Origin of the sequence: Pectobacterium polaris, assembly GCF_002307355.1 — a bacterium.
In the GTDB taxonomy this organism is placed as follows: Bacteria; Pseudomonadota; Gammaproteobacteria; order Enterobacterales; family Enterobacteriaceae; genus Pectobacterium; species Pectobacterium polare.
Window position 1 is genome coordinate 608,880 of record NZ_CP017481.1, and the last position, 20,913, is coordinate 629,792.

Annotated in this window: 37 protein-coding genes; all 37 read right to left on the reverse strand. The window is 49.0% G+C overall.

All coding sequences use genetic code 11. The features are described 5' to 3' along the window. Window positions 1-15 precede the first annotated feature (15 nt). The 37 genes from BJJ97_RS02695 to BJJ97_RS02875 all read right to left on the reverse strand — a co-directional run bounded on the left by BJJ97_RS02695 (window position 16) and on the right by BJJ97_RS02875 (window position 20,815). Entirely contained in the window at window positions 16-1,005 is a 990-nt protein-coding gene (locus tag BJJ97_RS02695) for a DNA-directed RNA polymerase subunit alpha (protein ID WP_005970247.1), read from the reverse strand. A gap of 25 nt (window positions 1,006-1,030) precedes the next feature. Next, window positions 1,031-1,651, reverse strand: coding sequence for a 30S ribosomal protein S4 (gene rpsD / locus BJJ97_RS02700; protein ID WP_010286047.1), 621 nt, complete (start codon window positions 1,649-1,651; stop codon window positions 1,031-1,033). A gap of 30 nt (window positions 1,652-1,681) precedes the next feature. Then, window positions 1,682-2,071, reverse strand: a complete 390-nt coding sequence (gene rpsK, locus BJJ97_RS02705) for a 30S ribosomal protein S11 (protein ID WP_002919257.1) — start codon at window positions 2,069-2,071, stop codon at window positions 1,682-1,684. A gap of 16 nt (window positions 2,072-2,087) precedes the next feature. Further along, a complete protein-coding gene (gene rpsM / locus BJJ97_RS02710) occupies window positions 2,088-2,444 on the reverse strand; it encodes a 30S ribosomal protein S13 (protein WP_095993001.1) in 357 nt (118 codons plus the stop codon). Between the two features lie 146 nt (window positions 2,445-2,590). After that, entirely contained in the window at window positions 2,591-2,707 is a 117-nt protein-coding gene (gene rpmJ, locus BJJ97_RS02715; RefSeq protein WP_002227352.1) for a 50S ribosomal protein L36, read from the reverse strand. Window positions 2,708-2,740: 33 nt separating this feature from the next. Further along, a complete protein-coding gene (gene secY, locus BJJ97_RS02720; RefSeq protein ID WP_010286083.1) occupies window positions 2,741-4,072 on the reverse strand; it encodes a preprotein translocase subunit SecY in 1,332 nt (443 codons plus the stop codon). Between the two features lie 7 nt (window positions 4,073-4,079). After that, entirely contained in the window at window positions 4,080-4,514 is a 435-nt protein-coding gene (rplO, locus tag BJJ97_RS02725; protein WP_010286086.1) for a 50S ribosomal protein L15, read from the reverse strand. Window positions 4,515-4,517: 3 nt separating this feature from the next. After that, window positions 4,518-4,697, reverse strand: a complete 180-nt coding sequence (gene rpmD / locus BJJ97_RS02730; protein ID WP_004846568.1) for a 50S ribosomal protein L30 — start codon at window positions 4,695-4,697, stop codon at window positions 4,518-4,520. 5 nt (window positions 4,698-4,702) lie between these two features. Continuing rightward, window positions 4,703-5,203: a 30S ribosomal protein S5 gene (gene rpsE / locus BJJ97_RS02735; RefSeq protein ID WP_005970257.1), complete on the reverse strand. Its 501-nt coding sequence runs from the start codon at window positions 5,201-5,203 to the stop codon at window positions 4,703-4,705. 14 nt (window positions 5,204-5,217) lie between these two features. After that, window positions 5,218-5,571 carry a 50S ribosomal protein L18 gene (gene rplR / locus BJJ97_RS02740; protein WP_039487912.1) on the reverse strand — a complete coding sequence of 118 codons (354 nt, stop codon included), beginning with the start codon at window positions 5,569-5,571 and terminating at the stop codon, window positions 5,218-5,220. 9 nt (window positions 5,572-5,580) lie between these two features. Beyond that, a complete protein-coding gene (gene rplF / locus BJJ97_RS02745; RefSeq protein ID WP_005970259.1) occupies window positions 5,581-6,114 on the reverse strand; it encodes a 50S ribosomal protein L6 in 534 nt (177 codons plus the stop codon). Between the two features lie 12 nt (window positions 6,115-6,126). Then, window positions 6,127-6,519, reverse strand: a complete 393-nt coding sequence (gene rpsH, locus BJJ97_RS02750; RefSeq protein WP_005970261.1) for a 30S ribosomal protein S8 — start codon at window positions 6,517-6,519, stop codon at window positions 6,127-6,129. 33 nt (window positions 6,520-6,552) lie between these two features. Beyond that, a complete protein-coding gene (gene rpsN / locus BJJ97_RS02755) occupies window positions 6,553-6,858 on the reverse strand; it encodes a 30S ribosomal protein S14 (protein WP_010286114.1) in 306 nt (101 codons plus the stop codon). A gap of 13 nt (window positions 6,859-6,871) precedes the next feature. Further along, window positions 6,872-7,411: a 50S ribosomal protein L5 gene (gene rplE, locus BJJ97_RS02760; protein ID WP_039487909.1), complete on the reverse strand. Its 540-nt coding sequence runs from the start codon at window positions 7,409-7,411 to the stop codon at window positions 6,872-6,874. A gap of 14 nt (window positions 7,412-7,425) precedes the next feature. Then, window positions 7,426-7,740 carry a 50S ribosomal protein L24 gene (rplX, locus tag BJJ97_RS02765; protein WP_005970267.1) on the reverse strand — a complete coding sequence of 105 codons (315 nt, stop codon included), beginning with the start codon at window positions 7,738-7,740 and terminating at the stop codon, window positions 7,426-7,428. A gap of 10 nt (window positions 7,741-7,750) precedes the next feature. After that, window positions 7,751-8,122: a 50S ribosomal protein L14 gene (gene rplN / locus BJJ97_RS02770; protein ID WP_000613954.1), complete on the reverse strand. Its 372-nt coding sequence runs from the start codon at window positions 8,120-8,122 to the stop codon at window positions 7,751-7,753. Between the two features lie 161 nt (window positions 8,123-8,283). Next, a complete protein-coding gene (gene rpsQ, locus BJJ97_RS02775) occupies window positions 8,284-8,538 on the reverse strand; it encodes a 30S ribosomal protein S17 (protein WP_010286161.1) in 255 nt (84 codons plus the stop codon). After that, a complete protein-coding gene (rpmC, locus tag BJJ97_RS02780) occupies window positions 8,538-8,729 on the reverse strand; it encodes a 50S ribosomal protein L29 (RefSeq protein ID WP_005970272.1) in 192 nt (63 codons plus the stop codon). The genes rpsQ and rpmC overlap by 1 nt, the downstream gene beginning before the upstream one ends. Continuing rightward, a complete protein-coding gene (rplP, locus tag BJJ97_RS02785; protein WP_005970273.1) occupies window positions 8,729-9,139 on the reverse strand; it encodes a 50S ribosomal protein L16 in 411 nt (136 codons plus the stop codon). Before rplP ends, rpmC begins: the two co-directional genes overlap by 1 nt. Before the next feature lie 12 nt (window positions 9,140-9,151). After that, a complete protein-coding gene (gene rpsC, locus BJJ97_RS02790; RefSeq protein WP_005970274.1) occupies window positions 9,152-9,853 on the reverse strand; it encodes a 30S ribosomal protein S3 in 702 nt (233 codons plus the stop codon). A 17-nt stretch (window positions 9,854-9,870) separates the two neighbouring features. Beyond that, complete coding sequence (gene rplV / locus BJJ97_RS02795; protein ID WP_005970275.1) at window positions 9,871-10,203, reverse strand: 50S ribosomal protein L22; 333 nt, start codon at window positions 10,201-10,203, stop codon at window positions 9,871-9,873. A gap of 14 nt (window positions 10,204-10,217) precedes the next feature. Further along, the gene (rpsS, locus tag BJJ97_RS02800; protein ID WP_004929772.1) at window positions 10,218-10,496 is read right to left on the reverse strand and encodes a 30S ribosomal protein S19; all 279 of its coding nucleotides are present in this window, start codon (window positions 10,494-10,496) and stop codon (window positions 10,218-10,220) included. Window positions 10,497-10,512: 16 nt separating this feature from the next. Further along, window positions 10,513-11,334 (reverse strand): 50S ribosomal protein L2, encoded by an 822-nt coding sequence (gene rplB / locus BJJ97_RS02805; protein ID WP_095700748.1) that lies wholly within the window; start codon window positions 11,332-11,334, stop codon window positions 10,513-10,515. Between the two features lie 17 nt (window positions 11,335-11,351). Beyond that, a complete protein-coding gene (gene rplW / locus BJJ97_RS02810; protein ID WP_005970277.1) occupies window positions 11,352-11,654 on the reverse strand; it encodes a 50S ribosomal protein L23 in 303 nt (100 codons plus the stop codon). Then, window positions 11,651-12,256 (reverse strand): 50S ribosomal protein L4, encoded by a 606-nt coding sequence (rplD, locus tag BJJ97_RS02815; RefSeq protein WP_010304939.1) that lies wholly within the window; start codon window positions 12,254-12,256, stop codon window positions 11,651-11,653. Before rplD ends, rplW begins: the two co-directional genes overlap by 4 nt. Before the next feature lie 10 nt (window positions 12,257-12,266). Further along, window positions 12,267-12,896 carry a 50S ribosomal protein L3 gene (gene rplC, locus BJJ97_RS02820; RefSeq protein WP_010304941.1) on the reverse strand — a complete coding sequence of 210 codons (630 nt, stop codon included), beginning with the start codon at window positions 12,894-12,896 and terminating at the stop codon, window positions 12,267-12,269. Between the two features lie 32 nt (window positions 12,897-12,928). Beyond that, a complete protein-coding gene (gene rpsJ / locus BJJ97_RS02825) occupies window positions 12,929-13,240 on the reverse strand; it encodes a 30S ribosomal protein S10 (RefSeq protein WP_001181005.1) in 312 nt (103 codons plus the stop codon). Between the two features lie 303 nt (window positions 13,241-13,543). Beyond that, a complete protein-coding gene (gene bfr / locus BJJ97_RS02830) occupies window positions 13,544-14,017 on the reverse strand; it encodes a bacterioferritin (RefSeq protein ID WP_010286186.1) in 474 nt (157 codons plus the stop codon). A gap of 72 nt (window positions 14,018-14,089) precedes the next feature. After that, window positions 14,090-14,284, reverse strand: a complete 195-nt coding sequence (bfd, locus tag BJJ97_RS02835) for a bacterioferritin-associated ferredoxin (protein ID WP_005970281.1) — start codon at window positions 14,282-14,284, stop codon at window positions 14,090-14,092. A gap of 204 nt (window positions 14,285-14,488) precedes the next feature. Continuing rightward, window positions 14,489-15,673, reverse strand: coding sequence for an elongation factor Tu (gene tuf / locus BJJ97_RS02840; RefSeq protein ID WP_095700750.1), 1,185 nt, complete (start codon window positions 15,671-15,673; stop codon window positions 14,489-14,491). Between the two features lie 69 nt (window positions 15,674-15,742). Continuing rightward, window positions 15,743-17,857 carry an elongation factor G gene (fusA, locus tag BJJ97_RS02845; RefSeq protein ID WP_039484528.1) on the reverse strand — a complete coding sequence of 705 codons (2,115 nt, stop codon included), beginning with the start codon at window positions 17,855-17,857 and terminating at the stop codon, window positions 15,743-15,745. Window positions 17,858-17,953: 96 nt separating this feature from the next. Continuing rightward, window positions 17,954-18,424, reverse strand: a complete 471-nt coding sequence (gene rpsG / locus BJJ97_RS02850; RefSeq protein WP_009111198.1) for a 30S ribosomal protein S7 — start codon at window positions 18,422-18,424, stop codon at window positions 17,954-17,956. A gap of 96 nt (window positions 18,425-18,520) precedes the next feature. Continuing rightward, window positions 18,521-18,895 (reverse strand): 30S ribosomal protein S12, encoded by a 375-nt coding sequence (rpsL, locus tag BJJ97_RS02855; protein ID WP_005969567.1) that lies wholly within the window; start codon window positions 18,893-18,895, stop codon window positions 18,521-18,523. A gap of 131 nt (window positions 18,896-19,026) precedes the next feature. Further along, window positions 19,027-19,314, reverse strand: coding sequence for a sulfurtransferase complex subunit TusB (gene tusB, locus BJJ97_RS02860; RefSeq protein ID WP_095993002.1), 288 nt, complete (start codon window positions 19,312-19,314; stop codon window positions 19,027-19,029). 20 nt (window positions 19,315-19,334) lie between these two features. Then, window positions 19,335-19,694 (reverse strand): sulfurtransferase complex subunit TusC, encoded by a 360-nt coding sequence (tusC, locus tag BJJ97_RS02865; RefSeq protein ID WP_039484535.1) that lies wholly within the window; start codon window positions 19,692-19,694, stop codon window positions 19,335-19,337. 9 nt (window positions 19,695-19,703) lie between these two features. Then, window positions 19,704-20,093, reverse strand: coding sequence for a sulfurtransferase complex subunit TusD (gene tusD, locus BJJ97_RS02870; protein ID WP_095993003.1), 390 nt, complete (start codon window positions 20,091-20,093; stop codon window positions 19,704-19,706). Then, on the reverse strand, window positions 20,093-20,815 hold the full coding sequence (locus tag BJJ97_RS02875) for a helix-turn-helix transcriptional regulator (protein ID WP_010296984.1): 723 nt from the start codon (window positions 20,813-20,815) through the stop codon (window positions 20,093-20,095). The genes tusD and BJJ97_RS02875 overlap by 1 nt, the downstream gene beginning before the upstream one ends. Window positions 20,816-20,913 lie beyond the last annotated feature (98 nt).

The following is a 20,913-nucleotide window of genomic DNA, read 5'->3' on the forward strand; positions in this document are numbered from 1 at the left end:
TAACCTGTGATCTGGTTACTCATCAGCAATGCTTGCCGGTGGCCAGTTTTCCAGGCGCATGCCCAGAGACAAACCACGGGAAGCCAGTACGTCTTTAATCTCAGTAAGAGATTTTTTACCAAGGTTAGGCGTTTTGAGCAGCTCAACCTCGGTACGCTGTACCAGATCACCGATGTAGTGGATAGCTTCTGCCTTAAGGCAGTTAGCAGAGCGGACAGTCAATTCCAGATCGTCAACAGGGCGCAGCAGAATCGGATCGAATTCTGGTTTCTCTTCTTTAACTTCTGGCTGACGAACATCACGTAAGTCAACAAAAGCTTCAAGTTGTTCAGCCAGAATGGTAGCCGCACGGCGGATCGCCTCTTCAGGATCGATCGTGCCATTGGTTTCCATTTCGATGACTAGCTTGTCCAGGTCAGTACGCTGTTCTACACGAGCTGCTTCAACATTGTAGGCAATACGCTCTACAGGGCTGTAGCAAGCATCAACTAACAGACGACCAATCGGGCGCTCATCTTCTTCCGTATGAATACGGGCAGATGCCGGCACATAACCACGACCACGTTGAACTTTGATACGCATGCTAATAGATGCGTTTTCATCGGTCAGGTGGCAAATTAAGTGCTGCGGCTTGACGATTTCGACATCACCATCATGGATGATGTCGGCTGCAGTCACAGGGCCAATGCCAGATTTATTCAGGGTAAGAATAACTTCATCTTTGCCTTGAACTCTCACCGCCAGCCCTTTCAGGTTGAGCAGGATTTCCAGGATATCTTCCTGTACGCCTTCTTTGGTGCTGTACTCATGCAGTACACCATCAATCTCAACCTCGGTCACCGCGCAACCTGGCATGGATGAAAGCAGAATACGGCGCAGTGCGTTGCCAAGAGTATGGCCGAAGCCCCGCTCTAATGGCTCAAGGGTCACCTTGGCGTGCGTCGAACTCACTTGCTCGATATCAACCAGGCGCGGTTTTAGAAACTCTGTCACAGAACCCTGCATTGTGTCCTCTCTTTGGTACTAAGCTTTACTTGGAGTAAAGCTCGACGATCAGGTGTTCATTAATGTCCGCAGACAGATCGGTACGTTCAGGAATACGTTTGAACACACCTTCCATCTTGGCAGCATCAACTTCCAGCCAAGTTGGCTTTTCACGCTGTTCAGCCAGCTCCAGAGCGGCTTTCACGCGAGATTGCTTTTTCGCTTTCTCACGGATGCTGACTACGTCATTCGGGGATACCTGATAAGAAGCGATGCTAACAACGCGACCGTTTACCATGATAGCTTTGTGGCTTACCATCTGACGTGCTTCAGCACGAGTGGCACCAAAACCCATACGATAAACAACGTTATCCAGACGACCTTCCAGCAGTTGCAGCAGGTTTGCACCTGTGTTGCCTTTCAGACGTGCAGCTTCTTTATAATAGTTACGGAACTGACGCTCCAGAACACCGTAGATACGGCGAACTTTTTGCTTTTCACGCAACTGTACACCATAGTCAGACAGACGCGGTTTACGCGCACCGTGCTGGCCAGGAGCTTGTTCAATTTTACACTTGGAATCGATCGCACGAACACCAGACTTCAGAAACAGGTCGGTGCCTTCACGACGGCTCAGCTTGAGCTTAGGACCCAAATATCTTGCCATTTTCTTTCTCCAACAATCCTAAAAGCGGCGTTATACGCGGCGCTTTTTCGGCGGACGACAACCGTTATGAGGGATCGGAGTCACATCAGTAATATTAGTGATGCGGAAACCAGCCGCGTTCAACGCGCGGATAGTAGACTCACGGCCCGGACCAGGTCCTTTAACCATAACTTCCAGGTTCTTAATACCGTACTCTTTCACTGCTTCAGCACAGCGTTCTGCTGCAACTTGAGCTGCGAACGGAGTGGATTTGCGAGAACCACGGAAGCCGGAACCACCGGCAGTTGCCCAACCTAGCGCATTACCCTGACGATCAGTAATGGTTACGATGGTGTTGTTGAAAGAAGCATGGATATGAGCCACACCGTCAGAGACTTGCTTTCTGACACGCTTACGTGCACGAATAGGTGCCTTTGCCATTATTCAATCACCCCGATTATTTCTTGATCGGTTTGCGCGGACCCTTACGGGTACGGGCGTTAGTCTTGGTACGCTGACCGCGAACCGGCAGACCACGACGATGACGCAAACCACGATAAGTACCAAGGTCCATAAGACGCTTGATGCTCAGGGTAACTTCACGACGCAGATCACCTTCTACAACAAACTTGGCAACTTCGTCACGCAGCTTATCGATTTGCTCTTCAGACAGCTCACTGATCTTAACATTTTCGGCAATTCCTGTTGCAGTACAAATAGCCTGCGACCGAGTTTTACCGATACCGAAAATCGACGTTAATGCAATAACGGTATGTTTATGATCAGGAATGTTAATGCCTGCTATACGGGCCACTATGCACTCCTACAATTTTATACGGCAACACCATTCTGAAAAGCCCGTTTTCAGGATACTCAAATAATGTTGCAGCTACATACAAAAGATTGGCTGGCTAATCTAGCCAGCTCAATCCAACTTTGCAAGAAAAATATGCGAGATAATCAGCCTTGACGCTGTTTATGCTTCGGTTCGGCACTGCAGATCACACGAACGACACCGTTACGCTTAACAATCTTACAGTTACGACATAATTTCTTGACGGAAGCACGAACTTTCATTTTTACTCTCCGTAACTTCTCAAGCTCACCTAATTAACGGTTATAGCCTTTCAGGTTTGCTTTCTTCAATGCAGACTCATATTGACTCGACATCATTAGAGTTTGCACTTGAGCCATAAAGTCCATGATGACGACAACAACGATCAATAAAGATGTACCCCCAAAATAGAAAGGCACTTTCATTGCGTCACGCATAAACTCCGGGATCAGGCAGATAAAAGTAATATACATCGCACCAATCAGAGTAAGGCGAGTCATCACTTTATCGATATATTTCGCCGTTTGCTCTCCCGGACGAATTCCTGGCACGAATGCACCGGACTTCTTCAGGTTATCTGCTGTTTCGCGCGGATTGAAAACCAACGCAGTGTAGAAGAAACAGAAGAAGATGATTGCAGACGCATAGAGTAACACATAAAGCGGTTGTCCGGGCTGCAAATACAGCGAAATAGTTGTCAGCCAGTTCCAACCGGTACCGCCCCCAAACCAAGATGCAATCGTGGCTGGGAACAGAATAATGCTGGAGGCGAAGATTGCAGGGATAACCCCAGCCATGTTCACCTTCAGCGGTAAATGCGTACTCTGTGCTGCATAAACACGACGCCCCTGTTGACGTTTTGCATAGTTAACAACGATACGACGTTGACCACGCTCAACGAAAACAACGAAGAAGGTTACTGCAAACACTAAAACTGCAACCAACAGCAACAGGAGGAAGTGCAGGTCGCCTTGCCGAGCTTGCTCGATGGTATGGCCAATGGCCGGCGGTAGTCCCGCAACAATACCAGCGAAGATTATGATCGAGATACCGTTACCGATACCACGTTCCGTAATCTGTTCTCCCAGCCACATCAGGAACATTGTTCCAGTAACTAGGCTCACAACAGCGGTAAAGTAGAAAGCAAAGCCTGGGTTTATCACCAAGTCTTGCATTCCAGGCATATTCGGCAAACCGGTAGCAATACCGATCGATTGGAATATAGCCAATACCAAGGTACCGTAGCGAGTATACTGGCTTATCTTACGACGGCCAGCTTCCCCTTCTTTCTTTATTTCAGCCAACGCTGGATGAACCACCGTCAGCAACTGGATAATAATGGACGCCGAAATATACGGCATAATACCCAGTGCAAAGATAGAAGCACGGCTGAGAGCACCACCAGAGAACATGTTAAACATTTCAATGATGGTGCCTCGCTGCTGTTCAAGCAATTTGGCAAGCACAGTGGCATCAATACCAGGAATTGGGATAAAAGAGCCAATACGGAAAACAATTAGCGCACCGATAACAAACAAAAGTCTGCGCTTCAGTTCACCAACTCCGCCTTTAGCACTTTGAAAATCTAATCCTGGTTGCTTAGCCATCTGCTACTTATTCCTCAATTTTACCGCCAGCAGTTTCGATAGCAGCACGAGCACCTTTAGTGACACGCAGACCACGAATCGTTACCGGACGAGCAACTTCACCAGACAGAATCACTTTCGCGAACTCAATCTGAATGCCAATAACATTAGCGGCTTTCAGCGTATTCAGGTCAACCACGTCGCCTTCTACTTTAGCTAAATCAGACAGACGAACTTCTGCCGTGATCATCGCTTTGCGAGAAGTAAAACCGAATTTCGGCAGACGACGATATAAAGGCATCTGACCACCTTCAAAACCACGACGTACGCCACCGCCAGAACGAGAGTTCTGACCTTTGTGACCACGACCACTGGTTTTGCCCAGGCCAGAACCGATACCACGACCTAAACGCTTCGGTGCGTGTTTAGCACCTTCGGCCGGAGACAGAGTATTTAAACGCATCTGTTACTCCTCTACTTTAACCATGTAGGAAACCGCGTTGACCATACCGCGAACCGCAGGAGTATCCTCACGTTCCACTGTATGCCCAATACGACGCAGACCCAGGCCAAGCAGTGTCGCCTTATGTTTCGGCAGACGACCGATTGCACTACGGGTTTGAGTAATTTTAATAGTCTTTGCCACGGTCATTACCCCAGAATTTCTTCAACGGATTTACCACGCTTGGCAGCGACCATTTCCGGGGACTTCATATTGGCCAAACCATCAATCGTTGCACGAACCACGTTAATCGGGTTAGTGGAACCATAGGCTTTAGCCAATACGTTGTGAACCCCTGCAACTTCCAAAACGGCGCGCATTGCACCACCGGCAATAATACCGGTACCTTCGGAAGCTGGCTGCATGAACACACGAGAACCCGTGTGAGCACCTTTAACTGGGTGCTGCAGGGTGCCGTTGTTCAGCGCGACATTCATCATATTGCGACGGGCTTTTTCCATCGCTTTCTGGATCGCTGCTGGAACTTCGCGAGCTTTACCGTAACCAAAACCAACGCGGCCGTTGCCATCACCCACTACAGTCAGTGCGGTGAAGCTGAAAATACGACCACCTTTAACGGTTTTAGATACGCGATTTACCGCGATCAGCTTTTCCTGCAGTTCGCCAGCTTGTTTCTCGATGTGAGCCATCTTACACCTCTACCTTAGAACTGAAGGCCAGCTTCACGGGCAGCATCTGCCAGTGCTTGGACTCGACCATGATATTGGAAACCGGAACGGTCAAAAGAGACATCTTTGATGCCTTTTTCTAACGCGCGTTCTGCAATAGCTTTACCTATTGCGATAGCTGCGTCTTTATTACCGGTAGACTTCAGTTGTTCAGCGATAGCTTTTTCTACAGTAGAAGCGGCTACCAGGACTTCAGAACCGTTCGGTGCAATGACCTGCGCATAAATATGGCGTGGTGTACGATGTACCACCAGACGCGTCGCACCCAGTTCCTGGAGCTTGCGGCGTGCGCGGGTCGCACGACGGATACGAGCTGCTTTCTTATCCATAGTGTTACCTTACTTCTTCTTAGCCTCTTTGGTACGCACGACTTCGTCGGCGTAACGGACACCCTTGCCTTTATAAGGCTCAGGACGACGGTAGGCGCGTAATTCCGCAGCAACCTGACCAATAACCTGCTTATCAGCACCTTTCAGTACGATTTCAGTTTGGCTTGGGCATTCTGCAGTAATACCTGCCGGCAGTGCATGCTCTACTGGGTGAGAAAACCCAAGAGACAGGTTAACCACATTGCCTTTAACAGCAGCACGGTAACCAACACCAACCAGTTGCAGCTTCTTAGTGAAGCCTTCGGTAACACCGATAACCATTGCGTTCAACAGAGCGCGAGTGGTACCCGCTTGGGCCCATCCGTCAACGAAACCTTCGCGCGGAGCGAAAGTCAGAGCGTTGTCAGCTTGTTTCACTTCAACAGCATCATGGATCTTACGACTCAGCTCGCCGTTTTTACCCTTAATCGAAACATCCTGACCGTTGAGTTTTACCTCTACGCCGGCAGGAATGACGACGGGTGCTTTTGCAACACGAGACATTTTTCCTCCCGATTAAGCTACGTAGCAGATAATCTCGCCACCAAGACCAGCTTGGCGAGCTGCACGATCAGTCATAACACCTTTAGAGGTAGAAACAACAGCGATACCCAAACCGGCCATAACTTTTGGCAGCTCATCTTTTCTTTTATAGATGCGCAGACCTGGACGGCTTACTCGCTGAATGCTTTCTACCACTGCCTTGCCCTGGAAATATTTAAGTTCTAATTCCAGAACTGGCTTGGTGTCGCCTTCGATTTTGAAATCTTCAATGTAACCTTCTTCCTTCAGCACGTTGGCAATTGCCACTTTCAGCTTGGAGGAAGGCATGGTGACCGCAACTTTGTTCGCGGCTTGACCGTTACGGATACGGGTCAGCATATCCGCGATCGGATCTTGCATGCTCATCTGTCTTTACTCCCGTGATTCAATTGGTGACAATTACCAGCTAGCCTTTTTCAGACCCGGAATTTCACCGCGCATAGCGGCTTCACGGACCTTGATACGGCTCAACCCGAACTTCCGCAGGAAAGCGTGCGGACGACCAGTTTGGCGGCAGCGGTTACGCTGACGAGACGGGCTGGAATCACGCGGCAGAGTCTGCAGCTTAAGAACTGCATCCCAACGATCTTCGTCGGATGAGTTCACACCAGAGATGATAGCTTTTAATTCCTCGCGTTTAGCGCGGTATTTTTCAGCCAGTTTCACACGAACAACTTCGCGTGCTTTCATGGATTGCTTAGCCATTAGTAACCCTACCTTACTTGCGGAATGGGAAGTTAAAGGCGGCCAACAGCGCACGGCCTTCATCATCGGATTTCGCAGTAGTGGTAATGGTAATGTCCAAACCACGAACGCGATCGACTTTATCGTAGTCGATTTCCGGGAAGATGATCTGCTCACGCACACCCATGCTGTAGTTACCACGACCATCGAATGACTTGGCGGACAAGCCACGGAAGTCACGAATACGTGGTACAGCAATGGAAATCAGACGCTCAAGGAACTCCCACATGCGTTCGCCACGCAGAGTTACTTTACAGCCGATCGGATAGCCCTGACGGATTTTGAAGCCTGCAACAGATTTGCGTGCTTTGGTGATCAACGGTTTTTGACCGGAGATTGCTGCCAGATCGGCTGCTGCGTTATCCAGCAGTTTCTTGTCAGCGATCGCTTCACCAACACCCATATTCAGGGTGATCTTCTCGACCCGAGGGACTTGCATGACAGAATTGTAGCTAAACTCAGTCATGAGTTTTTTAACTACTTCGTCTTTGTAGTAATCATGCAGTTTCGCCATCGTACTACTCCAAATTACTTGATAGTTTCGCTATTAGATTTAAAGAAACGGACTTTTTTTCCGTCTTCGAATCTAAAGCCTACACGGTCAGCCTTACCAGTTGCCGCATTGAAGATTGCAAGGTTAGAAACTTGAATTGCAGCTTCTTTTTCAACGATGCCACCTGGTTGATTCAGGGCCGGAACCGGCTTCTGATGTTTTTTAACCAGGTTAATACCTTCAACAATGACCTTACTAGCAGACAGGACATTTTTTACTTTACCGCGCTTACCTTTATCTTTACCGGTTAGCACAATAACTTCGTCATCACGACGGATTTTCGCTGCCATGATTCGCTCCTTAAAGTACTTCTGGTGCCAGAGAGATAATTTTCATGAACTTCTCATTACGCAGTTCACGAGTTACCGGCCCAAAAATACGCGTACCGATAGGCTGTTCGCTGTTATTGTTTAAAATAACGCAAGCATTACCATCGAAGCGAATGACAGAACCGTCCGGGCGACGAACACCCTTCTTGGTGCGCACCACTACCGCCTTCAGAACATCGCCTTTCTTCACCTTACCGCGAGGAATTGCTTCCTTGATGGTAATTTTGATGATATCGCCGACGCCTGCGTAGCGACGGTGCGAGCCACCTAGAACCTTGATACACATTACGCGACGTGCACCGGAATTATCGGCCACGTTCAGCATAGTCTGTTCTTGGATCATTTTAGTGCTCCGCTTGTCAACTACTACTCTAGGACCCTTTCGGGCCATTAAATACCCCATAATTGAGGGCGCAGCATTATAACACCGCTTCCTTGGTATGGGTAGAAAAAATAAACGGCCCTTTGCAGAGCCGTTTATCATAAGAGAAGAGCGCTACTTTATTACAGAATCGCTTTCTCTACAACGCGAACAAGTGTCCAAGACTTATTTTTGGACAGCGGACGGCATTCGCGGATTTCAACCACGTCACCGATACCGCATTCATTGTTCTCGTCATGTACGTGCAGCTTAGTCGTACGCTTAATGAATTTACCGTAAAGCGGGTGTTTCACAAAACGTTCGATAGCAACAACCATGGATTTCTCCATTTTGTCGCTTACAACACGACCTTGCAGAGTACGGATTTTATCGGTCATTACGCACCCGCCTTCTCAGTCAGTAAAGTCTTAACACGTGCAATATTGTGACGCACTTGTTTTACCAGGTGAGTCTGTTGCAACTGACCACTGGCAGCCTGCATACGCAGGTTAAATTGCTCGCGCAGCAAGCCGAGCAGTTCAGTGTTCAGCTCTTCGACGCTTTTTTCACGCAGCTCATTTGCTTTCATTACATCACCGTCTTAGTTACAAAGGTGGTTTTGATAGGCAGTTTCGCTGCTGCCAGTTGGAATGCCTCACGGGCTAACTCTTCCGGCACACCGTCCATTTCGTACAGGACTTTACCTGGCTGAATCAAGGCAACCCAATATTCCACGTTACCTTTACCTTTACCCATACGAACTTCAAGCGGTTTCTCGGTGATCGGTTTGTCCGGGAATACACGGATCCAGATCTTACCTTGACGCTTAACAGCACGAGTCATGGCACGACGTGCAGCTTCGATTTGACGAGCAGTCAGGCGACCGCGGCCAACAGCTTTCAGACCGAAAGTGCCGAAGCTAACATCCGTACCCTGCGCCAGACCACGGTTGCGGCCCTTGTGCACCTTACGGAATTTTGTACGCTTTGGTTGTAACATCAGCGACTCTCCTTACTTGCGGCCTTTACGCTGCTGCTTTTTAGGTTGAGCAGCCGGTTTTTCCGGTTGTTCAACGGCAGCCATACCACCCAGGATCTCACCTTTGAAGATCCACACTTTCACACCGATAACACCATAAGTGGTGTGCGCTTCGGAGGTGTTGTAGTCGATATCCGCACGCAGTGTATGCAATGGAACACGACCTTCACGGTACCATTCGGTACGCGCGATTTCAGCGCCGCCAAGACGGCCACTTACTTCAACTTTAATACCTTTAGCGCCCAGACGCATGGCGTTCTGTACCGCACGCTTCATAGCACGACGGAACATCACACGACGCTCCAGCTGAGAAGTGATGCTGTCAGCAACCAGTTTTGCGTCCAGTTCAGGTTTACGAACTTCTGCGATATTGATCTGTGCAGGCACGCCAGCGATATCCGCTACGACTTTGCGCAGTTTCTCAACATCTTCACCTTTTTTACCGATCACGATACCCGGGCGAGCAGTGTGAATGGTCACACGGATGCTTTTTGCCGGACGTTCGATAACGATACGAGAAACGGAAGCTTTCTCCAGTTCCTTCGTCAGGTATTTACGAACTTTAAAATCGCTGTCCAGGTTGTCAGCGAATTCTTTGGTATTCGCATACCAGGTAGAGTTCCAAGGTTTGACAATACCCAGGCGAATACCATTAGGATGTACTTTCTGACCCATTGCTAGTCTCCAGAGTCTCAGCGATCGGACACAACCACAGTAATGTGGCTGGTACGCTTCAGGATGCGATCCGCACGACCTTTAGCACGCGGCATAATGCGCTTCATGCTTGGGCCTTCGTCAACGAAGATTTTCGCGACTTTCAGATCATCAATGTCAGCGCCATCGTTGTGTTCTGCGTTAGCAATAGCAGACTCCAGCACTTTTTTAACCAGACCAGCAGCTTTCTTGTTGGTGTAGGTCAGAACTTCCAGAGCTTGCGACACTTTCTTACCGCGAATCAGGTCTGCCACCAGGCGAACCTTTTGAGCAGAAGAACGAGCGTGGCAATGTTTAGCGATAGTTTCCATCTCTTCCTCCTACCTTAGCGCTTCTTGGCCTTTTTGTCGGCCGCATGGCCGCGATAAGTACGAGTCGGCGCGAATTCACCCAGTTTGTGACCGACCATTTCATCGGAAACAAACACCGGAACGTGCTGACGACCATTATGGACAGCGATGGTCAAACCGATCATATTTGGAAAGATCGTTGAACGACGGGACCAAGTGCGCAAAGGCTTCTTGTCTCCGCTTTCCACCGCTTTCTCTACCTTCTTCAGCAAGTGCAGGTCAATAAAAGGACCTTTCTTGAGAGAACGTGGCATGGTTTATCCTCTAAGATTATTTAGTACGGCGACGTACGATAAATTTATCAGTACGCTTGTTGCTGCGGGTCTTCTTACCTTTGGTCTGGAGGCCCCACGGACTAACCGGGTGCTTACCAAAGTTACGACCTTCACCACCACCGTGTGGGTGATCGACTGGGTTCATTGCCGTACCGCGAACGGTAGGACGAACACCACGCCAGCGTGCAGCACCAGCTTTACCCAGAACGCGCAGCATATGCTCAGCGTTGCCAACTTCGCCCAGCGTAGCGCGGCAGTCGGATTCGACTTTACGCATTTCGCCAGAACGCAGACGCAGGGTAACGTAAGAACCGTCACGAGCAACGATTTGAACGTAAGTACCAGCAGAACGAGCCAATTGGCCGCCTTTACCTGGTTTCATTTCTACGTTGTGAACCGTTGAACCGACTGGAATGTTACGCATTGGCAGGGTGTTACCCGCTTTAATCGCAGCATCAACGCCAGATTGGATCTGGTCGCCGGCTTTCAGGCCTTTCGGCGCCAGGATGTAACGACGCTCGCCGTCTTTGTACAGAACCAGCGCGATATTCGCGGAACGGTTCGGATCATACTCGAGACGCTCAACAACCGCAGGAATACCATCTTTATTGCGTTTGAAGTCAACCAGACGATACTGCTGTTTGTGACCACCACCGATGTGACGGGTAGTGATGCGGCCATTGTTGTTACGGCCACCGGATTTGCTGTTCTTTTCCAGCAATGGGGCGTAAGGCTTGCCCTTGTGCAGCTCAGGGTTAACCACTTTAACAACGTGGCGACGACCCGGAGATGTCGGTTTACATTTAACAACTGCCATTGTCTTTCTCCTCCGACTTACTCAGCGCCGCCGATGAAGTCCAGATTCTGGCCTTCTTTCAGGGTGACGTAAGCTTTTTTCCAGTCGCTACGACGACCAATACGCTGTCCGTGACGCTTAACTTTACCCTTAACTACCAGGGTGTTTACGTCTTTAACTTCTACTTCGAACAGTTTCTCGACAGCAGCAACGATCTCTGCTTTAGTCGCGTCTTTAGCAACTTTGAGAACGATGGTGTTAGTTTTTTCCATCGCAGTAGATGCTTTTTCAGATACGTGCGGCGCGCGCAGTACTTTCAGCAGACGTTCTTCACGGATCATGCCAGCATCTCCTCAACTTGCTTAACTGCATCAGCAGTCATAACGACTTTGTCGAAGGCGATCAAGCTAACTGGGTCGATACCTGCTGCATCACGCACGTCAACCTTGTACAGGTTACGAGCGGCCAGGAACAGATTCTCATCCAGTTCACCGGTGATGATCAACACGTCTTCCAGTGCCATATCTTTCAGTTTCTGTGCCAGCAACTTAGTTTTCGGTGCTTCTACAGAGAACGTCTCGACAACGATCAGACGATCTTGACGTACCAGTTCGGACAGAATGCTTTTCAGCGCGCCGCGGTACATCTTTTTGTTAACTTTCTGACTGTGGTCCTGTGGCTTAGCAGCGAAGGTCACACCACCGGAACGCCAGATCGGGCTCTTAACAGAACCAGAACGCGCACGGCCAGTACCTTTCTGACGCCAAGGTTTTTTACCGGAACCAGTTACTTCAGCACGGGTCTTCTGGGCGCGAGTACCTTGACGGGCACCTGCTGCATAAGCAACAACAACCTGATGTACCAGCGCTTCGTTGAAATCACGACCGAAGGTAGTTTCGGAAACAGTCAGCGCGCTTTGCGCGTCTTTCAATACTAATTCCATTGCTATCTCCTCACGCCTTCACAGCTGGTTTAACGATCAGGTCGCTACCGGTAGCTCCCGGAACAGCACCTTTAACCAGCAGCAGGTTGCGCTCAGCGTCAACACGCACTACGTCCAGGCTCTGAACGGTTACACGCTCGTTACCCAGCTGGCCTGCCATTTTCTTGCCTTTAAACACTTTGCCCGGAGTCTGGTTCTGACCGATAGAACCCGGAACGCGGTGGGACAAGGAGTTACCGTGAGTAGCATCCTGAGTACGGAAATTCCAGCGCTTAACTGTGCCAGCAAAACCTTTACCTTTAGATGTACCAGTAACGTCTACTTTTTTAACGTCTGCGAAAATTTCGACACTGATGCTTTGACCTACAGTGAACTCTTCGCCTTCAGAAAGACGGAATTCACGCAGAGTACGGCCAGCTTCTACGCCAGCTTTAGCAAAGTGACCTGCTTCTGGCTTAGTAACACGGTTTGCTTTTTTAGCACCAGTAGTTACTTGCACAGCGCGGTAACCGTCGTTAGCCAGGTCTTTAACCTGAGTTACGCGGTTTGCTTCAATTTCGATAACGGTTACGGGGATAGATACGCCATCTTCAGTGAAGATACGGGTCATGCCCACTTTTTTACCGACTAAACCAATCATTGTTTCAACCTCTCAATCGCTCAATGACCTGATTAACCCAGGCTGATCTGCACGTCTACACCAGCAGCCAGATCCAGACGCATCAGAGCATCAACGGTTTTCTCGGTTGGCTCAACGATGTCAACCAGACGCTTGTGAGTGCGAATCTCGTACTGATCGCGCGCATCTTTATTGACGTGCGGAGAAATCAGAACGGTAAAGCGCTCTTTGCGGGTCGGCAGCGGGATCGGACCACGTACTTGCGCACCAGTGCGCTTAGCAGTCTCGACGATTTCCGCAGTTGATTGATCAATCAGACGATGATCAAACGCTTTCAGGCGGATACGGATTCTTTGGTTCTGCATGAGACCAGAGCTCCAATTATTTATAAACGTAAATGATTACTCCTCACACCCATTTCGATTGATGGGGAGTGTAATCGTCAGCACATAACCCCCATATCGGGAGTATTGTTTTGGGCAATAAATGAATATTGACCGTCTGATTCGGATTGAATCAGGCTTACCTAGTTTCGGTAAGCTCGCGCATTATACGCAAATTGGCAGGGGAAGCAACAAGCGGGATGAAATGATTTTAAATCCGGCCGGATGATGTATGCGACTCCAGCCGGATTGGGGATAACAATACATAGCATCGTACCTACTATGCTACTCAGCTTTTAGCTGAGCTTGAAGATAGTTTTGTATGCCAAGACGTGAAATCAAATCTAATTCTGTTTCCAGCCAGTCGATGTGCCCTTCTTCATCGGCAAGAATTTCTATCATTAAATCCCTACTGACGTAGTCATGCACCGAATCAGCATAGGCAATTGCCTCACGCAAATTCTTTGCGCCATCCAATTCAAGTTGAAGGTCAGAACGTAAAATCTCTTCGACATCCTCGCCAATATTTAACTTACCCAAATCCTGTAGATTCGGGATGCCTTCAAGAAACAGGATTCGTTCGATGTAGCGATCAGCATGTTTCATTTCGTCAATAGACTCATGATATTCGTGATCGTTTAGACGGGTTAAGCCCCAGTTTTTAAACATTCGGGCATGAAGAAAATATTGGTTAATGGCTACCAGCTCGTTGCCCAATAACTTATTCAGGTGTGTGATGACTTTTTTATCGCCTTTCATGACATGCTCCTCCGCTCCAGTTCTTAAAGTGTAGAACCGGTAAGCAGAGAGTCAAAAAAACGACCCTACATTTTATGCTACTTCATACATATCAGGAATTTTAGCCTGCTCTTCCTCAAAAATGACACGCGCCTGACGAATACACTTACCGCAATCTGTCCCGATAGGAACAAGCTTGCGTAATTGTTGCATAGATTGAGGCTGGTGCTGACGAACAGCATTACGAATGACTTTGTCAGAAATTGCGTTACACAAACAAACATACATACCAGAATGACTCATTGTTATCGCGAGTGCCTTTCACACTACCTTTCGGGACACTGCAAACGGTATTTGAAACCGCTCCTAGCGATTTTTTAACCAACTGAGTTATTCTAAATAAGAATTATTTTTATTTCAATTTACATTTAATCATTAAGACATAAAAAAAGGCACCGAAGTGCCTTTTTCATGCATTGAGTTTATCAGCGATTAAGCGATAACTTTAGCAACAACGCCCGCGCCTACTGTACGGCCGCCTTCACGGATTGCGAAACGCAAACCGTCATCCATCGCGATTGGGTGGATCAGGGTAACAACCATTTTGATGTTGTCGCCCGGCATAACCATCTCTACGCCTTCTGGCAGTTCGATGGTGCCCGTTACGTCAGTTGTACGGAAGTAGAACTGAGGACGGTAGCCTTTGAAGAACGGAGTATGACGGCCGCCTTCATCTTTGCTCAGGATATACACTTCTGATTCGAACTGAGTGTGCGGCTTGATTGAACCCGGCTTAGCCAGTACCTGACCACGTTCGATTTCTTCACGCTTGATACCACGCAGCAGAACACCAACGTTCTCGCCTGCACGACCTTCGTCCAGCAGTTTGCGGAACATTTCTACGCCAGTACAGGTAGATTTCGCAGTATCTTTGATACCAACGATTTCAACTTCTTCACCAACTTTAACGATACCACGCTCTACACGACCGGTAACAACGGTACCACGACCGGAGATGGAGAATACGTCTTCGATTGGCAGCAGGAACGGCTTGTCAATCGCACGCTCTGGTTCTGGAATATAAGAATCCAGGTAGCCTGCCAGTTCGATGATTTTGGCTTCCCACTCAGCTTCGCCTTCCAGCGCTTTCAGAGCAGAACCACGAACCACTGGGGTGTCGTCGCCTGGGAAGTCGTACTGAGACAGCAGCTCACGCACTTCCATCTCAACCAGTTCCAGCAGCTCTTCGTCATCAACCATGTCACATTTGTTCAGGAACACGATGATGAAAGGAACGCCAACCTGACGACCCAGCAGGATGTGCTCACGGGTCTGAGGCATTGGGCCGTCAGTCGCAGCAACAACCAGGATCGCGCCGTCCATCTGAGCAGCACCGGTGATCATGTTTTTCACATAGTCGGCGTGTCCTGGGCAGTCAACGTGCGCATAGTGGCGAGACGGGGTATCGTATTCAACGTGAGAGGTGTTGATAGTGATACCACGTGCTTTTTCTTCCGGTGCGTTATCGATCTGGTCGAATGCACGCGCGTTACCACCGTAGGTTTTAGCCAGAACGGTAGTGATTGCAGCGGTCAGCGTTGTTTTACCATGGTCAACGTGGCCGATAGTACCGACGTTAACGTGGGGTTTTGTACGTTCAAATTTTTCTTTAGACACGGCGATATTCCTTACTCAAATGCTCTCCCCCTATGGAGAGAGCACGGGATTTTGTTTTAACCCTGAGGCTTATTTGCCACGGGCTTCAATTACGGCCTGAGCAACGTTGTTAGGCGCATCATCGTACTTCAGGAATTCCATGGAGTAAGACGCACGGCCTTTGGTCAGAGAACGCAGTTGAGTTGCGTATCCGAACATTTCAGACAGCGGAACTTCAGCGTGAATCACAACGCCAGTAACGTTGGATTCTTGACCACGCAGCATACCACGACGACGGCTAAGGTCACCGATGACATCACCAGTGTTCTCTTCCGGCGTTTCAACTTCAACCTTCATGATCGGCTCAAGCAGAACAGGTTTCGCTTTCTTAAAGCCATCTTTAAAGGCGATAGAAGCGGCCAGTTTAAACGCCAGCTCAGAGGAGTCAACGTCATGGTAAGAACCGAAGTGCAGACGCACGCCGAGATCCACAACTGGGTAACCAGCCAGTGGGCCTGCTTTCAGCTGTTCCTGAATGCCTTTATCAACGGCAGGGATGTATTCACCAGGAATTACACCACCTTTAATGTCGTTGGTGAACTCGTAACCTTTCGGATTTGAGCCCGGCTCCAGCGGGTACATGTCGATAACAACATGACCATACTGACCACGACCACCAGACTGCTTGGCGTGTTTACCTTCGATATCGGTAACTTTCGCACGAATCGCTTCACGATAAGCAACCTGTGGTTTACCCACGTTCGCTTCAACGTTGAATTCACGCTTCATACGGTCAACGATGATATCGAGGTGCAACTCACCCATACCAGCGATGATGGTCTGGTTAGATTCTTCGTCAGTCCATACACGGAAAGACGGGTCTTCTTTAGCCAGACGGCCCAATGCCAGACCCATTTTTTCTTGGTCAGCTTTGGTTTTCGGTTCTACCGCGATGGAAATTACCGGTTCAGGGAATTCCATACGTTCCAAAATGATGACGTTGTCTGGATCACACAGAGTGTCACCCGTCGTTACATCTTTCAGACCGATAGCAGCAGCGATATCGCCCGCACGAACTTCTTTGATCTCTTCACGCTTGTTAGCGTGCATCTGAACGATACGACCAAAACGCTCACGTGCTGATTTAACTGGGTTCAGTACGGTATCACCGGAGTTAACCACACCAGAGTACACGCGGAAGAACGTCAGGTTACCAACAAACGGGTCGGTAGCAATTTTGAACGCCAGTGCAGCAAACGGCTCGTCATCACTTGCGTGACGCTCAGCCGGCGTGTCTTTACCGTCATCCAAAAGACCATTGATCGCAGGTACGTCAACTGGGGATGGCAGGTAGTCAACTACCGCATCCAGCATCGCCTGAACACCTTTGTTCTTAAATGCAGAACCACAGGTTACCAGGATGATTTCGTTGTTCAGAACGCGCTGACGCAGAGCTTTTTTGATCTCTTCTTCAGTCAGTTCTTCACCACCCAGGTATTTCTCCATCAGCTCTTCAGAAGCTTCTGCTGCGGATTCGATCAGGTTTTGGTGCCACTCTTCAGCCAGCTCTTGCATATCAGCCGGGATATCTTCGTATTCGAAGGTCACGCCCTGATCGGCATCGTTCCAGTTGATGGCTTTCATTTTCACCAGGTCAACAATACCAGTGAAACCTTCTTCAGCACCAATTGCCAGTTGCAGCGGAACAGGGTTCGCGCCCAGACGAGCTTTGATCTGACCAACAACTTTCAGGAAATTCGCACCCATGCGGTCCATTTTGTTAACGAACGCAATGCGTGGAACTTTATATTTGTTTGCCTGACGCCATACGGTTTCAGACTGCGGCTGAACACCACCAACTGCGCAGTAAACCATTACCGCACCATCAAGTACACGCATAGAACGTTCTACTTCGATAGTGAAGTCAACGTGTCCTGGGGTGTCGATGATGTTTACACGATGCGGTTCATACTGCTTAGCCATACCAGACCAGAATGCAGTAGTCGCTGCGGAAGTGATAGTAATACCACGCTCCTGCTCCTGCTCCATCCAGTCCATGGTAGCTGCGCCGTCATGAACTTCACCGATTTTATGGTTTACACCAGTGTAGAACAGAATACGTTCGGTAGTAGTGGTTTTACCGGCGTCGATGTGCGCACTGATACCAATGTTACGGTAGCGTGCGATGGGTGTTGTACGAGCCATTTGTATCCTCTGTTTACTAGGGCGTTCAATTTAGTTAACCCAAGCGGGTTGGCTATTTTTAGCGCCCGCTTGGTTAGCATGACTACAACGAAGGGATTACCAACGGTAGTGAGCGAACGCCTTGTTAGCTTCGGCCATACGGTGAACGTCTTCACGTTTCTTAACAGCAGTACCTTTGTTCTCTGCTGCATCAGAAAGTTCGTTCGCCAGGCGCAGAGCCATAGATTTATCACCGCGTTTACGAGCAGCTTCTACGATCCAACGCATTGCCAGCGCATTACGACGAACCGGACGGACTTCTACTGGTACCTGATAAGTAGAACCACCAACGCGGCGCGACTTAACTTCGACAGTCGGGCGAACGTTGTCCAGAGCTACTTCAAAAGCTTCCAGATGATCTTTACCAGAGCGCTGAGCCAGGGTCTCCAGCGCGGTATAGACGATTGCTTCAGCAGTAGATTTTTTACCATCTACCATCAGGATGTTTACAAATTTGGCCAGCAGTTCTGATCCGAACTTAGGATCCGGCAGAATTTTACGTTGACCAATGACGCGACGACGTGGCATGGAAATACTCCGTTGTTAATTCAGGATTGTCCAAAACTCTACGAGTTTAGTTTGACATTTAAGTTAAAACGTTTGGCCTTACTTAACGGAGAACCATTAAGCCTTTGGCTTCTTCACGCCGTATTTGGAACGGGATTGCTTACGGTCTTTAACACCTGAGCAGTCCAGCGCGCCACGAACGGTGTGGTAACGCACACCTGGCAGGTCTTTAACACGACCGCCACGGATCAGGATCACGGAGTGCTCCTGCAGGTTATGACCTTCACCACCAATATAGGAGGTAACTTCAAAACCGTTGGTTAAACGAACACGACATACTTTACGCAGTGCGGAGTTCGGTTTTTTAGGGGTGGTAGTATATACACGGGTACATACGCCACGTTTCTGCGGGCATGCTTCCAGCGCCGGAACGTTGCTTTTAGCAGCCTTCAGGGAGCGTGGTTTGCGTACCAGCTGGTTAATCGTTGCCATTCAAAAAGCTCCTGGGTTTTGCTTCGTAAACACGTAATAAATCGCCTCATGTTTGCGCAAGGCAAAGTATGAGGACGCAGAATTTTAGGGCTGGCAGTGGAAGGAGTCAAGAAATATACAAAAATTCGGCGTTACCACGCGAGTTGCTGCGGGTGTTCCACTGTCAGTTGAACAAACTGATTATAGTCAATGAGTGTCACATTGTTTGAAATTTGTTCAGTCATTCCTCTTGCCGCCGTATCAGGCTGGAGCGCATAGAGAAGAACCGCTGAATCAAGAAGACGCTGAATGATATCCCCACCAGCCAGCGCAGCGATAACACCGTCTTGCAATAAGACCAACGCATCACCCTGACCCAAACTTCGCAGAAGTGCATCCAGGTCAATGTGATAAGGAGAACGTGAGAGCGTATGCAGCATATATAAGGAGAAATCCGTCGCTAGAATGAAAGGATGGAATGATAATCGGCCAACTTACTACGCCATGCTTGCGGCGCTAATAGCTCTACATCCAAAACCCAGTCTGTCTCTATACTCAACCCACGCTGGCGCACAGAAGTCTCGCACAGATAACAACATTCGATATCGTACAACGGCAGCACGCCAAACGTTGCGATGTAATTACGCATCAAAATCTTTTCCGGCTGTTGATGCGGCAGCAGTTGAAGTACGCCATCACCAACAAAGAACACGCCGATCTCTTCCGTCAGTGCTGACATCGCCAATAGCGCATCTAGCCCTTCTCGCCCGGAAGCACTCCCATGTGGAGAATGCGTAAAAACAAATGCGACTCGCTTCATAACGCTACCTTAAAACTGAATAACCCGATCGCAGGTCAGCACCGATTGCGCCAGTTCACCCAACCCGCTCAGAACAAAGCCGGGTTGCAGATTCGCACCAGCAAGGTTGAGCTGAGTCGCTTGCTGTGTGTCGGTCACGCCCCGTCGCAGCGCCGCGGCAACACAGACATTCAGCGCCACCTGATGCGCAGCACCCAACTGCTGCCAGGCGCGTACAAGATCAAACTCATCATTCGCGGGTGACGTCAGCTGGTTGGCATTTAGCACGCCTTCCCGATAGAAGAACACACTTTTCAGTTTGTGCCCTTCAGCCAACAGCGCCTGCGCAAACTGCAATGCGCTGCTTGCTTGCTGTGTGCCATAAGCTGGGCCAGTCACCAGCAAACAGTAACTCAGCATTAACGTTCGTGCCCGCTGAAGTCGCCGCTTTTGAATTGACGAATATAAAGGTAGACCGTGTGTTTGGAGATATTGAGGCGTTCGGCAACCTGGTTGATGGCGTCTTTAATATCAAAGATACCTTTCTCATACAGGCTCAGTACAATTTGGCGATTTTTCGCATTATTGGAAACGTTGCGATCCGCGTTGACTTCCTCAATCGAAAATTCCAACGTTTGTGCCACGAGATCATCAACGGATGACGCAAAGTTAACGGAAGAGGCGGCATCATGCGTTTCAGGTGGAATGAAGGTCTGCACAATCTGGGAGAAAGGCACATCCAAATTCATGTTGATACACAGCAGCCCAATCACGCGCTGATCGCGATTGCGAATGGCAATCGTCACTGACTTCATCAACACGCCGCTTTTTGCGCGGGTAAAATAGGCTTTCGACACGCTGCTATCTTCACCTGCCATATCATGCAGCATACGCAATGCAAGATCCGTAATCGGCGAGCCAATCTTCCTACCAGTATGTTCTCCATTGGCAATACGCACAGCAGAACATTTAAGATCCTCAAGCGAGTGCAACACAATCTCACAATGCTCGCCAATCAACATGGCCAAGCCATCAACCACCGCTTCATACGATTTCAGGATCTCATAGTCCGTTTGACTGAAAGGACGTTCATCCAGCAAATCAAGCTCATAAGATTCGCCAGATACAAGCGAATTAGACATGGCAGACACCACCCTCAACGTCATTATCCCCTCAATAATTCGAGCTGCGTGACAAAACGTTAGCGTTTTGAACAACGCTCTGCGTTGACCCTTTAGGG